The organism is Pseudomonas sp. NPDC077408 (assembly GCF_050269105.1).
Classification (GTDB): Bacteria; Pseudomonadota; Gammaproteobacteria; order Pseudomonadales; family Pseudomonadaceae; genus Stutzerimonas.
This window is the reverse complement of sequence record NZ_JBNNHS010000002.1, coordinates 822,694-836,785: the sequence shown is the minus strand read 5'-3', so window position 1 is coordinate 836,785 and position 14,092 is coordinate 822,694. Positions and strand designations below refer to the sequence as shown.

At 60.9% G+C, this 14,092-nt stretch carries 12 protein-coding genes and 1 pseudogene; all 13 read right to left on the bottom strand.

Features of this window, described 5'->3' with window-relative positions:
- Positions 1-47: 47 nt before the first annotated feature.
- A complete protein-coding gene (locus ACQKEK_RS08825) occupies positions 48-737 on the bottom strand; it encodes an ABC transporter permease (protein ID WP_046161500.1) in 690 nt (229 codons plus the stop codon).
- Positions 734-1,429 carry an ABC transporter permease gene (locus ACQKEK_RS08820; protein ID WP_045423422.1) on the bottom strand — a complete coding sequence of 232 codons (696 nt, stop codon included), beginning with the start codon at positions 1,427-1,429 and terminating at the stop codon, positions 734-736. Before ACQKEK_RS08820 ends, ACQKEK_RS08825 begins: the two co-directional genes overlap by 4 nt.
- A 62-nt stretch (positions 1,430-1,491) precedes the next feature.
- A complete protein-coding gene (locus ACQKEK_RS08815) occupies positions 1,492-2,247 on the bottom strand; it encodes an ABC transporter substrate-binding protein (RefSeq protein WP_046161502.1) in 756 nt (251 codons plus the stop codon).
- 16 nt (positions 2,248-2,263) lie between these two features.
- Positions 2,264-3,037: an ABC transporter ATP-binding protein gene (locus tag ACQKEK_RS08810; protein ID WP_019340445.1), complete on the bottom strand. Its 774-nt coding sequence runs from the start codon at positions 3,035-3,037 to the stop codon at positions 2,264-2,266.
- A gap of 294 nt (positions 3,038-3,331) precedes the next feature.
- A complete protein-coding gene (locus ACQKEK_RS08805; RefSeq protein WP_045423427.1) occupies positions 3,332-5,389 on the bottom strand; it encodes a BCCT family transporter in 2,058 nt (685 codons plus the stop codon).
- Positions 5,390-5,702: 313 nt separating this feature from the next.
- Positions 5,703-6,659, bottom strand: coding sequence for a DMT family transporter (locus ACQKEK_RS08800; RefSeq protein ID WP_499142091.1), 957 nt, complete (start codon positions 6,657-6,659; stop codon positions 5,703-5,705).
- Positions 6,656-7,387, bottom strand: a complete 732-nt coding sequence (locus ACQKEK_RS08795; protein ID WP_499142090.1) for a TetR/AcrR family transcriptional regulator — start codon at positions 7,385-7,387, stop codon at positions 6,656-6,658. The genes ACQKEK_RS08800 and ACQKEK_RS08795 overlap by 4 nt, the downstream gene beginning before the upstream one ends.
- A 159-nt stretch (positions 7,388-7,546) precedes the next feature.
- A complete protein-coding gene (locus ACQKEK_RS08790; RefSeq protein WP_499142089.1) occupies positions 7,547-8,326 on the bottom strand; it encodes a substrate-binding periplasmic protein in 780 nt (259 codons plus the stop codon).
- Between the two features lie 238 nt (positions 8,327-8,564).
- Positions 8,565-8,894 carry a type I restriction-modification enzyme R subunit C-terminal domain-containing protein gene (locus tag ACQKEK_RS08785; protein WP_499142088.1) on the bottom strand — a complete coding sequence of 110 codons (330 nt, stop codon included), beginning with the start codon at positions 8,892-8,894 and terminating at the stop codon, positions 8,565-8,567.
- Positions 8,779-9,657 (bottom strand): annotated as a pseudogene (locus ACQKEK_RS08780) (tyrosine-type recombinase/integrase); the annotation flags it as partial. The gene ACQKEK_RS08785 and the pseudogene ACQKEK_RS08780, both read right to left, overlap by 116 nt.
- 1,149 nt (positions 9,658-10,806) lie before the next feature.
- Positions 10,807-11,175, bottom strand: a complete 369-nt coding sequence (locus ACQKEK_RS08775; RefSeq protein ID WP_499142087.1) for a hypothetical protein — start codon at positions 11,173-11,175, stop codon at positions 10,807-10,809.
- Between the two features lie 237 nt (positions 11,176-11,412).
- The gene (locus tag ACQKEK_RS08770) at positions 11,413-13,164 is read right to left on the bottom strand and encodes a DUF927 domain-containing protein (RefSeq protein ID WP_499142086.1); all 1,752 of its coding nucleotides are present in this window, start codon (positions 13,162-13,164) and stop codon (positions 11,413-11,415) included.
- Positions 13,161-14,090 (bottom strand): toprim domain-containing protein, encoded by a 930-nt coding sequence (locus ACQKEK_RS08765; RefSeq protein ID WP_499142085.1) that lies wholly within the window; start codon positions 14,088-14,090, stop codon positions 13,161-13,163. The genes ACQKEK_RS08770 and ACQKEK_RS08765 overlap by 4 nt, the downstream gene beginning before the upstream one ends.
- Positions 14,091-14,092 lie beyond the last annotated feature (2 nt).

The window sequence follows — 14,092 nt, the reverse complement described above, 5'->3', positions numbered from 1 at the left end:
CGGCCCGCAGCGCAAGGCCGCGGGCTCAGGCGAGTACGGCTGCGGGCTCAGCGCCCTTGGCAGGCGTCGACACGCAGCCAGCGCTCCAGCAGCTTGAAGCCCTGCATCAGCACAAAAGCAATGATGAGGTAGATCAGGCCGGCGGTGAGGAACATCTCTTCGTGCATGTAGGTGCGCGCAGCAATTTTGCGCGCCATGCCGGTCAGCTCCAGCAAGGTGATGGTGCTCGCCAGGGCGCTGGCCTTGAGCATCAAAATCACTTCGTTGCTATACGCGGGCAAGCCGATGCGGGTAGCCCGCGGCAAGATGATATGGCGCAGAGCTTGATAGCGCGACATGCCTAGCGCGCGGGCCGCCTCGACTTCCCCGGCCGGTACGTTCTGGATCGCTCCACGCAGGATCTCCGCAATATAGGCGGCGGTGTGCAAGGTCATGGTGATGATCGCGCACCAATAAGGATCGCGCAGGAACGGCCACATCCAGCTTTCGCGCACGGCCTCGAATTGGGCCATGCCGTAGTAGACGAGGAACAGCTGGACCAGCAGCGGCGTGCCACGGAAGAAGAAGATGTAGCCATAGGGCAGCGCGCGCACCGCCAGCAGGCGCGACGACCGTGCGATGCCCAGCGGCAGTGCGAGAAACAGGCCTGCTACCACCGAGACGCCAACCAATTGCAATGTCAGCCAGGCACCTTCGATAAAGTCGGGCAGCCACTTGATGAACAATTCCCAGCTCATGCGGCGCTCCTGATAAAGCCACGACCTGCACGTTTTTCAAGGAAATACATGCCAGTCATGGCGATTACCGTTAGCCCCAGGTAGATGCAGGCAGCCACCACGAAAAAGACGAAGGGTTCTTTACTAGCCGTCACGGCGATTTGTGAGGTGCGCATGATCTCTTCCAGGCCGATGACTGAGACCAGCGCGGTGTCTTTCATCAGGATCATGAACAGGTTGCCCAGGCCGGGCAGGGCCAGGCGCCACATTTGTGGCAGGATCAGTCGCAAGAAAATCCGCCGTTTGCCCAGGCCCAGTGCGAGACCGGCTTCGCGATGACCTTTTGGAATAGCCAGCAGGGCACCTCGGAACACCTCGGTGGCATAAGCGCCGAAGCACAGGCCGAGGGCGATAGTACCGGCAGCAAATGGGCTGAGAGCCAGATTCTCAATGCCGAAGAGCTCGCCGATGCCGCGTACCAAGCCGATGGTGCCGAAATAGATCAGCAGTACCCAGAGCAGTTCGGGAACGCCGCGAACGATGGTCGAATAAGTGCCGCCCACCCAGCGCAGGGTGGCGTATGGCGATGTCTTGGCAAGTGCGCCGAGCAAGCCGAGCACCAGGCCCAAGGCCAGGGATGCTACGGCCAGCTGAATGGTCATCCAGGTACCGGCGATCAGCGCCGGACCGAATCCGTGAAGGTCGGGAATCATATAGGCTCAAACACCAAAGCCCGGCCTACCATTATTGGTGGCCGGGCTTTGATTCAGACGGATCAGTAGATGTTGAAAGGGAAGTACTTGGCGTTGATCTTCTCGTAGGTGCCATCGGCCCGGATTTCAGCCAGCGCCTTGTTCAGCTTTTGGCGCAGCTCATCGTTGCCCTTGCGCACGGCGATAGCGATCTTGTCGTTGTCGAAAACCGGCTCACCTTTGAACTCGAAGTCTTTGCCGGCATCGCTCTTGAGCCATTCCCACTGCACGAAAGAGTCGGCGAGGATGCCGTCGACGCGGCCCGAGGCCAGGTCGAGATAGGCATTTTCCTGGGTGTCGTAGAGCTTGATGTCGACTACGTCGTCCATGTTGTCTTCGAGCCAGGTACCGGCGATGGTGGCCCGCTGAGCGCCGATGGTCTTGCCTTCCAGGTAGCTTTCGTCAGTCTTGAAATCGACCGACTTCGGCGCCACGAACTGCAGCTTGTTGGTGTAGTAGTGATCGGTGAAGTCGACGGCGTTCTTGCGTTCCTCGGTGACGGACATCGAAGCCGCGAGGAAATCGAACTTGCCGGCGTTCAGGGCGGGGATGATGCCGTCCCAATCGGAGGTGACCACTTCGCATTCCACTTCCATCTTGGCGCACAGGGCGTGAGCGATGTCGAGGTCGAAGCCGACCACCTGACCGCTGGAGTCGATCAGGTTGAAGGGTGGGTAGGCACCCTCGGTACCGATGCGCAGCTTGTCGGCGGCGAAGGCGTTGGCGCCGAGCATCAGGGTGGCGGCGGCAGTCAGCAGAATCTTCTTATAGCTTTTCATGCGGTGTGTTGCTCCATTAGCGATGGCTGGACATGAACTGTTTACAGCGTGCCGATTGGGGGTTGTCGAACACCTGCTCCGGCGTTCCTTGCTCTTCGACCAGGCCCTGGTGGAGGAAGACCACCTCACTGGAGACCTGCTTGGCGAAGTTCATTTCATGAGTGACCAACAGCATGGTTCGGCCCTCATCGGCCAGCGACCGGATCACTGCAAGCACTTCTTGTACCATTTCCGGATCGAGCGCCGAGGTGGGTTCGTCGAACAGGATTACCTGGGGCTGCATCGCCAGGGTGCGCGCAATCGCAGCGCGCTGCTGCTGGCCACCGGAGAGCTGGTTCGGGTAAACGTGGCGCTTGTCGGCTATTCCCACCTTGGCCAGCAATGCCTCGGCCGTTTCGGTGGCTTCGGCCTTGCTCTGGCCCAGGACGCGACGCGGCGCCTCGATGATGTTGTCGAGCACGCTCATGTGCGGCCAGAGATTGAAATTCTGGAACACGAAGCCCAGCTTGCTGCGCATCTGGTTGATCTGCTTGGCGTCTGCAGCGACTAGATCACCGTCTTTGGCGCGCTTGAGGCGCAGCTGCTCGCCCGCGACGATGATCTCGCCCTCGTTGGGGTTTTCCAGCAGGTTGATGCAGCGCAGGAAGGTGGATTTCCCAGAGCCGGACGAGCCGAGGATCGAGATGACGTCGCCATCGCGGGCGGTCAGCGAGATCCCTTTGAGAACTTCCAGATCGCCGTAGCGCTTGTGCAGATTACGAATTTCCAGTGCAGGTATGGCCTCGGCCATAGAGCTTCCTCTTCTCGAACCCGGTCATTGCCTGGCTCGTTTCTATGTAAATTGCGCTCCGGCCAACTGCTCGCCGTCCTGGCGAGGCGCAAACCTAGCATGCGAGGGGGCATGCGCCAAGCGCGGCGCGGCCCCGAGCGCAGTGACCGGCTGGTCACGGTATCTGCCAAGGCCAATGTGCCCTTACCTATATAGATGAAATTGACGTCACCCGCCTGATATGGCGGCAGCTTCGGGTGACAAACGGCTGGCCGGCCCTGCTTGGTGGGCCGGCGACTGGCCGTTCGAACCCTGTTAGGTCGGGTCGCTCTTTGGCAGCTCGGGATCACCGGTGAGCATCTCGTCGTGCTCGCCCATTTTCCACGGCAGGCTGCCGGGCGAGATATGCAGGAAGTGCAGGTACTTCTCGAACTGATCAAGGATGTCGCTGATGATGTCAGCCTGATCGTAGCCGTAGATGTCGTAGTGCTGACCCCCGCGGCGCAGGAATACCTCGGCGCGGTAGTACTGCTCGTCCGTGTCTGGTCCCTCGGACAGGGCGAACGCCGGCATGGCGTAACCGACCGCGCGGATCTCATAGACGAAATCCACCTGGTCTTCCTTGATTACTTCCAGATACACCCGCGAGTTGGCTTCGTCGGTATGCACCTCGGCGTTCCACTCCTGGCCGCCAAGCTCACGCTGCACACGGCGCATGGCCTTGAGGACTGTACTGCTCATGAACGCGTCGACGTGCTCGCGATCGGGAAAGCTGACCATGCCGGCCAGACGCTTCTTCCACAGGCCCGGGCCGGCATTGCTGGCCAGTCGGCTGCTCTGCATATGGTTCTGCAGGCTAGTCTCATGGTGCCCTTCGATCACCAGCGCACGCCACATGCCCAGCGCCGCAATCATCATGATGATGGCAAAGGGCAGCGCACTGGCGATGGTCATGGTTTGCAGGGCGCTGAGCCCGCCCGCCAGGAGCAGCGCAGCAGCGACCACGCCTTCGATGCTGGCCCAGAACACCCGTTGCCAGACCGGCGTGTGACTCGCGCCGCCTGCCGCCAGGGAGTCGATAACCAGTGAGCCGGAGTCGGACGAGGTGACGAAGAAGGTAATGATCAGCACCACCGCCAGGAACGAGGCGATGGATGTCATCGGTAGCAGCTCGAACAGCTTGAATAGCGCGATGGCGTTATCGGCCTGCACGTCAGTGATCAGTGAGGTATAGCCTTCGACCATGATCAGATGCAGCGCGGTATCGCCGAATACCGAGAACCAGAGAAAGGTGAAGATGGTCGGCACGAACATCACGCCGAAGACGAACTGGCGGATGGTCCGGCCGCGGCTGATCTTCGCGATGAACAGACCAACGAAGGGCGACCAGGCGATGGTCCAGCCAAAGATGAACAAGGTCCAGTTGCCGATCCAGTCACTTCGCGAATAGGCCTGAAGGTTGAAGGTGCGTTCGATGATGTTGTTCAGATAGCTGCCGGTGTTCTGCAGAAATGTTTCAAGGATGAAGATGCTCGGACCGACCAGAAAGACGAACAGCATCAGGCCGATCGCCAGGATCATGTTCAGCAGCGACAGGTTCTTCACGCCCTTGTCGAGACCGGCGACCACCGAGCAGATCGCCAGACCGGTGATGATCGCGATGGCGATGATCTGCACGTTGATACTGATCGGAATCGAGGGCCAGAGGTAGTTGATACCTGCATTGATTTGGGTAACCGACAAGCCGAGCGTCGTGGCAATACCGAACAAGGTGCCGAGAATGGCGAACACATCCACCACGTGGCCGATCGGGCCATAGATGCGCTCGCCGATGATTGGGTACAGCGCCGAGCGCATGGACAGCGGCAAGCCGTGACGGAACGAGAAATAAGCCAGCACCAGCCCCGTCAGCCCGTAGATGGCCCAGATGTGAAAGCCCCAGTGGAAAAACGCGATCTGCATCGCCTGCTTGGCGGAGTCGACAGTCTCTGCCGCGCCAGCCGGAGGCGAGGCGTAGTGCAGCACCGGTTCGGCGACGCCGAAGAACAACAGCGCGATGCCGTAGCCTGCGGAGAACAGCATGGCGAACCACGCCGGGAAGCTGTATTGCGGCTCTGCGTGATCCGGTCCTAGCTTGATGTTGCCCCAGGGCGTCATCGCGATGCCGACGATGAACACCAGGAAGAACGCCACCGAGAGCATGTAGAACCAGCCGAAGTTGGTGGTGATGAAGGCCAGCGTCGAGCTGAAAACCTCGCCGGCCAGGTCCGGGTTGCTGATCGTGCCGACCACCAGCAGGAGGGTGACGACCACCGCTGGAATGAACACGGGAAAGAGAATGATGGACCTGGGTAGCTTTTTGTCTGCTTCCATGTGTTTTCTGGCCTCTGGCTGGCTGGACACTGGGGACGGAAACGCGCAGGGACGCCTCGAAGCGAAACCGATATCAGAAGAGTAGACGGCGTTTGGCCAGGGAATACTCACCAGAAATTGCTGTTGCGGAGCGTTAAAGGCTCAAGCGAGTTGCCGGCCCTCTGCCGGATGGACGAGCTTTCCCGAGCCCAAGCAGAACTCTCGCCGCTGCTCCGTCGCGTTGAGGTGCGCCAGGCCTGCCTGGCGGGCGCGCCGCAGTAGAGCGTGCGGAAATCCTGGCTCGCCTCGTTGGCCTCCAGCTACCTCGGCTGTGTTAGACCGCCATGCTCTTGATGCGCGATTGCCTGCTATAAAACGCCTGAATAGCCCACACAACGCCTATGAACAGCATCCCCGTGCCAACCGCTTCGGCAGTAGACGGCCAGCGTTGCGTGATGAGCAGACCCAGTGCAGTCGCGTAGAGGGTTTCACTGGCGATTAACTGACCGCTGAGCGCGAGAGGTAGCCGACGAGTTGCGACTGACCACGCCCAGGCGGCGGCAAGTGTGGCGCCCAGGCCTTGGACCATTCCACTGATTATCAGTGCCTGGGTTCCGGCCACTTCGCCTGGCTGAATAGCGAAGTTGGACAGCTCCAGGTAGAGCCCAACCGGGATAAAGACCAGCATTTCAACGGCGCAGCTGAAAATCAGCATGGCTGACCACAGCATCGGTGACATCTTTGGGCGTTGGGCCAGAGCGCTTTCATTGAACAGGCCGAACCCCGTCCAAAAGGCAATAGCCACCAATGATGCAAGCAACCCAAACAGTATTGAGCCTGTTGGGCGGTCCACCATCGCCCCGCTCGCGTTGAACGCGCTGTAGTTGACCACCCCTATCCCAAGGGCTGCCATCACCAGCGGGCCGGCAATTGCGCGCCAGGGAATGCTGGAGCTTCGCAAGTTAGCAGTAATGGCGAGCACTATAGGTACGGAGCCCATCATGACCGGAGGGATCACCGGACCTGCAGCCAATACCGCCGTCGTAATCAGAAAGAAGAAGCCGATATAGCCCAGGAACCCTAGCAGCGCTGCCCATGCCCAGTCGTTCAGCCGCAATTGCCGAACTTCTCTGCGGTAGACGAACAGCACTATCGCGCTGCCCACGCCGGCAAAGGCGTAGCTCACCACGGCCAAATCGAAAACGCTGTAATCGCCAACCAGTTGCGGAAATATAAAGAGCAGTGACCAGGAAAACGTCGCAGCAATTGCTGCCAGCAGGCCGAGTGTCATGCGCTCTGCTCCTGTGATGCCTGTTGCTGGATCCAGCCTTGAGCCATCCTGCGAGCTGTATCGAATACCGGCGTGTCCTGGCTCATCGAGCCGCTGACAAAACTGCCCTCCAGCAGGATAAACAGGCCTTCGGCCGCCATATCAGGGTCTCGTACACCTGCGCTCGCGGCCAATGCCGAGAGATTCTCGCGAATTCTCTGTTTATGCCGACTGACTGCCAGGCGCACAGGATGGTCCGGCTGCGGGAATTCAGCCGCACTGTTGACAAACAAGCACCCGCGCCCGCTGTCTCGCAGAAGAAAGCGCTCATAGAGATCGAAAAAAGCAAGCATGCTGCTGACCGGGTCGGGCTGCTTCGCCAGCGTGCGCTCTACCTCTTCGCGCCAGCGCCGGTCGCGCTCATCAAGACAGGCCACTATCAAGGAGTCTTTGGAAGGGAAGTGGCTGTAGAGCGTCATCTTGGTAACGCCGGCCAGAGAAGCGATGGCCGTTACCCCAGTGATATGCACACCGTGCGATAGGAACAGTCTCAGCGCCGAATCAATCAAGCGCATTCTGGTTTTGTCCATGGTACTGGTCTCAGCGTGGTGACAGCTGAAACTATACTGACCGGTAAGGTTGGGATTTGCCCAAATACGACCTGGGTTCTGGCTGTTACGACAAGGACAAGAAGTGGTGACTAGGCGGCCGTGGAGAGCCTCGTCCATCTGTGCCTGGACATTGGCCATGAGACGGGGCTCGGTCCCGGCGGGGCGGTTCAGTGGGTATTTCTAGCCGCCAAGAAAAAGCCCTAAGCAACAGGCGCAGCCAGTTAGGCTTCCAGCTCAACGTCAATGACAGCGTGAAGGCGGAAGTGCTGAGCAGCAGCGCCATGGTGTGCGCAGCGTTCAGAAGGCGGCTTCGAGCTGGTAGCGGCGCAGGATCTTCGGCACCGTGCCATCGGCTATTGCCGCATCCAGCACCTGCTCGAAGGCTTCGAACTGTGCTGCGCTCACCGTCTTGCGCGAGAGACCGATGCCGTAGCGGATCGGACCCATCTCGCCGGCCTCACGCACTCCGGCAAGGCGCTCTTCCTCGATCAGGTGCCAGGCGACATCCTGATTGAGCACCGCCAGACCGTCCACGCCGAAGCGCCCGGACTGCAGCATGCGCAAGAGTCGGCGATTGTCGGTAGTCAGGTGCAGGCGTACGTCAGGCACCCACTTGAGGCGCTCGGACAGCACATAAGAGGTGCCGGACGGGCCATAAACGCCAACCAGCCGTCCCGCCACATCAGTTGGTTGATTGAAGACGAAGCTGCTTTTGGCCTGGGCGAAAACACTGTAGCGAGAAGTGACCAGCATCCGGCTGATGTGGAACATCTGCTCGCGCTGCGGTGAAGGTGTCAGTGTGAATATTCCGTCCGCAAGCCCCTGTTCGGCCAGGCGGTATGCGCGCTGCCAGGGGTACAGCTCAATCGTGCACTGATGATGCAAGCGTGCGCAGATCGAATTTACCACCTCCACAAACGGGCCGGCGGCGGCAACGCCTGCGGTTTCGCTGACCGGCGCGTCAGCCGGATAGGTGAAAGGGGGGAAATCTTCGGTCACGAAGCGCCACTGCGCCGCGCTGGCCGGGGCGGCGCTCGACAACAGCCAGATCAGCAGAATCAACAGAATCCTGTGCACCGTTCGGCTCCTTGCGTTGTGGGGCATTCCTTGGCAGTTCGACGCGGCCGGACCAATTCAGCTCAGCCCTCCCACCGTTAGCATCAGCCTAGCTCAGAAACAAGTCGTTGGGATGAGGTGACAAGGCTTGGCGGGATGTGCGTGGTTTGCGGCGATTCGTCCAGATGTACTTTCTGCGGCCGCCTGAACTAGGCTTGTCAGTCTGCAGGCAGTGCAGGGCAATATCATGCGATATTCGCTATGGGGCGCTGTTCCCTTGCGCACCATCATAAAGATGCTTCTGAAAGCCGAAAAAAAGATTCTTGATCAGCTCCGGCCTACCTCGGTCTGCAACTGCATCGTTAATCGCATTCCTGTAGCGAAGCTTCAGCAAAGGGGAGAGTTTTTCGGGACCCAGCTCCTCTACACCCTCCTTCACGTATTGCGACAGGACGAAGTCAAGGAAGGCTTCTTGCTTGTCTGTGAATTGCCCATGCAGCGTGCTGCGAGCTCTGCTGGCGCGCTTTCGGAATGGTCCAGGTAGCGCCGTCCAGATCAAACTCCGACCACGGCGCTTGGCGCAGCTCACCAGGGCGAACGGCAGTCAGCACCAGCAAACGGATGGCGCAGCGGGTCAGGGTGTTGAGCGTGGTCGATTCGATCTTGCCCAGCAGCTCGGGCAATTCGGCAAAGGCAACGAGCGGATGATGGCGGGCCGCTTTTGGCGGTGCGGCTACCACGTCCAAATCGGTGGCGGGGTTGGCTTCGACTACGCCACTGGCCAACCCAAAGCGGAATATCTGGTGTAGCCATTGGCGGATCTTGCCAGCGGCGTTCAGCGTGCCTCGCGCTTCGACCTTGCGCACCAGCTCGACCAGTTCCGGGCGGGTGACGGCTTTGACCGGGCGGGCACCGATGCCGGGTATCAGATCGTGTTCCAAATACAGCTTGGCTTTGTAGGCCGTGCTTTCGGCCCAGCGCGGAGCGTTGAAGGCGTACCACTCCCGCGCCAGCGTCTCGAATGTCACGCCATCAGCCCGTTGCGCTTGTTTGGCGGCTTTTTTCTCTGCGCCAGGGTCAGCCCCATGGGCAAGCAGTTCGCGTGCCTCTGTGCGCCTCTGGCGGGCTTGCTGTAGAGAAACGGCAGGGTAAGCGCCCAGGGCGAGCCGCTTTTCCTTGCCATCGAAACGGTACTTGAGGCGCCACAGCTTCGAGCCGTTCGGCGTGACCTCCAGATATAGCCCTGGCCGTCCGTCAACTTGTAGGGGCTGTCCTTGGGCTTGACTACTTTGATCGCGCTGTCCGTCCAGCGGCGTGGCTTTCCGTGGCAGGGGGGCACCTCGTAGGGGCATAAATTTGACCGAACCGGTCATGCCCCAAAGAATGCCCCTAAAGATTGGGCTTACAACGGTTTCCACGGGAAGTATAGACAACAAAAAACCCGCACTAGGCGGGCTTCTTATGGGCTTTCGGGTGGTTTTGGCACCACCTGAAATGAATAGATGGTGCCAGGGACGGAACCGAACTATCCGCTGAAAGTCGTGTGCTGTAAGGGTTTCGCTTGTGTGCGGTAAATAATCTACGCACAAATCTACCCGCTTTTTCTTTTGCTGCCCCTGCTTTGGAGTTTCGGGTCGCTGTTGTGCCTAGGTGTTTTCTTAGCGTGCTCCGGCCTGCTGTCAGCGTCGGAATCTAACCCTATCTACTTTGGAAGAGGTGCCGGGGCGCTTGATATCCGTTGATTGTTTTTTCAGCCTCACCCCTTGGGGCGACCTTGGGGTTCCTCCCCGTAATCGCCCCCTCACCCTTGCACTAACCTTGCCGTGCCTCGACGTCGCCATACCGCGACCTTACCGTACGCCTCACCCTGATATCACCCTCGTGGCCTCGCGTACGTGCGCGTACTGGTCACTAAACCGGCTTTCATGGGGTTGATTCCCCGAAACGGGGTAGTGCGTGGAAAGTGTGCGTGAAAAATGCGTGCTTTCCGTGCGTACCAGCTTGCGTACCAGACTGCGAACCAATAGCGCGAACATTGCGAACCGCTGCCGTGGACGGTTTATCGGGTCATGCGGGGAATGCGAGGAATGCGGATTTTGCGGAAACAAGAATGTGGCTCCCCCTATCGTTCGGGAAAGCCATCGATAGAACTTTTAGCCCACCCCCCTCCCGGTAGCGGGTCCTTCTGGTAGGGCGGCAGGGGGTGCGGGTGTTTCGTGCCGTGACCGTTCGCTATATACGGCGCTGGCTGGCGGGTTGGTTGTTGTTTCGTTGTATCGCTCCAGGCTTCGCAGGTCGGGCGCTGGTGCTGGGCAATAGGCCAACTTGTGCCGGTCGTTTCCGCGTGGCTGGTAATCGTTGCGGGCTTGCTGGCGGGGGCTTCCAGCGGAAAGCGGAACCGGAAGCGGGGGCAGCCCGGAAAAGTCCGTATGAAGCGAAAAGGCGGGGCACGAATCACCCGCACGGCCCCACCCCCTCAGGAGGACCCAAGCCCACCCCCTCTAGCTATCGGCTATAGGTGTAGCGTTGTAGATGGCGTGAAGTTCGGTGCCGGTCTGGCAGTAGCGGTTTGTCGGCGCATAGCAGGCTCGGCAGGACATAAGGTGGCTCATGTATTGGTCGCGACGCTGACGCCATTCAGGTGCTGCCGTGGCGGCTGTAACAATGTACCGGGTCGGGTAGGTGGGCTGCGCGGTTGCGGCACCGATGCCGTCCGCATGGGCTGGTGCTTCCAGTGCGGCGGGTAGGGCTTGGGCGCTGGTTCGTTGCTGCGAATCGTTGGCGGCAGGATGGACGGGCGCCGTGTCTAGTAATGGCTGCGGGTCGCTCGATAATCCCAAGTTCGCGGCAAGCTGGCGAAGTGCGCTCATTTCACTTTCCTTTCGTGTTTTGCCGTGGGGACAGAGGGGACAAAGGGGACAGCAAGTAACGGCGCGGGCTGTAGCTGTCCCCTATCCCTTTCGGTGGGTGGGGGCAAAGGGGACAAATTGCCCGGCCTGTCCCCACTGTCCCCTTGCCTTTGCAGCGGGTGGGGACAGCTCTAGCCCCTGCGGCACTAGGGCGCCCCCACTGTCCCCGGTGTCCCCAGTTGGATATGCAAGGTTCGTTTACAGTTCTGGCTCCAGCCTGGCGGCGTCGATCCAGTACAGTTTTTCCTTGCGCCCGCTGGGCAGTCGCTTGGTGGCTTGTGCGCGGCCCGGTTCGCGCTTGGCGATGGCTCCAGCCGACTCCAGCGCCAGCACCACGCGCCCCAGGTCGTAACCCTTGGCGGCGTCCTCCAGGCCGGGACGGTTGAACAGGTACAGGCGTCCGCTTGGGCTGTCTTCCCAATACCCGGCGCGGTCCCTGGCTTCGCCTTGTGCATCGTCGGCGGATGAAAACCGGGTGTCGCCGTGGCGGGCGATGAAGTCAGCGATGGCGCGCAAGATCTGCCGATCCTCGCTTGGGCCTTGCCCCCGGCCTGCTCGCCATACTTCAAACAGCCCCAACATGGCATCTCGGGCGGTTCCGACCGGAAGGGGCAGCACGCCAAAGCTGATAGCCAGTTCGCCAGCCATTGCCACCAGGGCGAAGCGTTCAGCGGCTCGGCTTTCTTGGCCGCTGGTGCTGGGGTACTGCGCGCAGAATCGCGCCAGCAGCGCGGGTAAATCGTCCTGCTCGCCAAGCTCCAGCAGCTTGCGGATGAACTGCGGCCCGGCGTGCCCGTAGTGGGTCACGCTGGCGCGTTGGATAGCGTCGGAAAACTCCCGGCCCCCGGTCATGCCGTGCAATTGATCCCAGGCACCGAAAGCGCGGCGGGCGGGTATATCCAGCAGGCGGATCTCCTGCCCCGCCCGGCTGCGCTTGCCGCCTTCGGCCATCAGCGCCGATAGCCCTAGCTCACCAGACGAAAAAAGCATGACGCGCCAGCGCTTCGCAGCCCTTGCCGAACCGTTGCGGCTGGCTCTGGCCTTGCCGGTGCCGTTCGCCATCGCGTAGACCACAGCGCCGATTTCTCGTGGGTCGGCTTCGCCTATCTCATCCAGCGCCAGCAGTGTGTCATTGCGTTGGCTGGCGATACCTTCCAGGCCGTTGCCGGTAGCCCGCCAAGTGCGTTTGAAGTCCTCACCGTGCCCCCATACCGAAGCCCCGGCCAGAATGGCGGAACTCTTGCCGGTGCTGGAATCGCCGACGATGTGAAAGCCCCCGCCTTGCCGTTGAACGTGGTACAGCAGCGGCCCCGCCAATGAAGCGCACACGCTCAGCACCAACAGCGGGTTGCCTTCGCACTTGGCACCGATGCTGTCTTGCCAGCCTTCCAGCGTTCCGCCTTGGCGGTAGTCATCACCGTTGGCGGCTTCGCTCTGAAAGATCGCTTTGCCCTTGCCGATGTTCTGGCGCGGCATGATGAAGAGTTCGCGGGTGTGCCACCCGGTCGAAGTGGCAGCTATCACGCGGTCTTTTGGGTATTGAGCGGCGATGTACTGGCAGACCTTGGCGCGGCGCTGGTAATCCACGTCCAGGCCCATGCCCAGCAGGACAGACAAAATCGAATCGGGCTTGCCCGCCAACAGCTCGTTGGGCATTGCCCAGGTCAGTTCGCGGCGGTCGGCGTTGCGGAATCGCAACAGGCGCCCGTAGTCGCCGTCCTGGCCTTCGTTTCTGGTGACGGCTTCGACATGCAACGGCCCGCACAGCCACTCATCGAATGGCAGGAACTCCCCGCCTTGCTTGTCTTGCCGGTGGCCGTGATGCCAGACCCCGGGGCGCAGCTTCACGCCGTCCAGGGTGATGGTGTGGTCATAGACGCGATAACAGGGGCGCTCTATAGCTGGCGCGGCGGCTTCCGGCACAATCGGGGTAACGGTGGCTGCGCTCATGGTGCGGCCCTCCAGTTGGCTAGATCGTTGAAGTCCGAAAGCTCCAGCGGGGCATCGGAGGGGAAGGGCGGCAGTACCAGCCCACAGCCCAGCACGGCAGCGGCTTGAGTGGCTGCGGTGCGTCCGGGGTTGCCTTTGCCCTCGGCTTCGGTATGGCGGTCGTCATCCCCAGCGATAATCAACGGGCTGTCGGGGTGGTGCCGCTGTAGCTGGCGCCCGACTGCCAGCAGGTTGCCCGCATTCATGGCGCAGGCCACAGCGGCGCCGGTTTCGGCATGGATGGTTGCCCCGGTTGCCCAGCCTTCGCAGACGTACAGCGGTTGGCCTGCCTCCAATACGCCAATAGGCGAATAGGCACCCTTTACCCGGCCTCCAGATAGGAAACGCTTACTGCCATCCGCTGCGATGCGTTGCAGGTTGCACAGGTAGCCATCGGCGTACAGCGGCACCAGCAGAACGTCACCACGTTGGCGCAGGCGATGCGGGGCAATGCGCTTGCGGGTCAGGTAGGGGTGTTCGGGCGCAGCTGGTTGGGCATCGCTCCATAGCGTGCCCGCATAGCTGGCTGTCGCAATCTGGCGCCGGGTCTGGTCAGCTTCGCGCTGCTCTCTGGCGTGCTCGACGCGCTGGCGGATCAATTCGGCTTCCATTGGGTCGGCGGGCTTGCGGCTGCTCCAAGTGCTCGAGCCTCCCGCTTTCCAGCTACCGAAGGCTCCCGACGCGATGCCGTCCAAGTGCAAGACATACCAGCCATTGAGCGTGCCGGGCTTGTCGTCTGGCACGCGGAAACGGTGAATGGTGCCGTCTGCTACTGGCAGCCAATCCAGCGGCCCGAACGTGGCTTGCAGGGCGTCGCGGAAGGCCAGTTCGGCTTTCTCCAGGCAAGCCGATCCCCCCGACGCATGGGCGCCGTTTTGAATGGTCATGG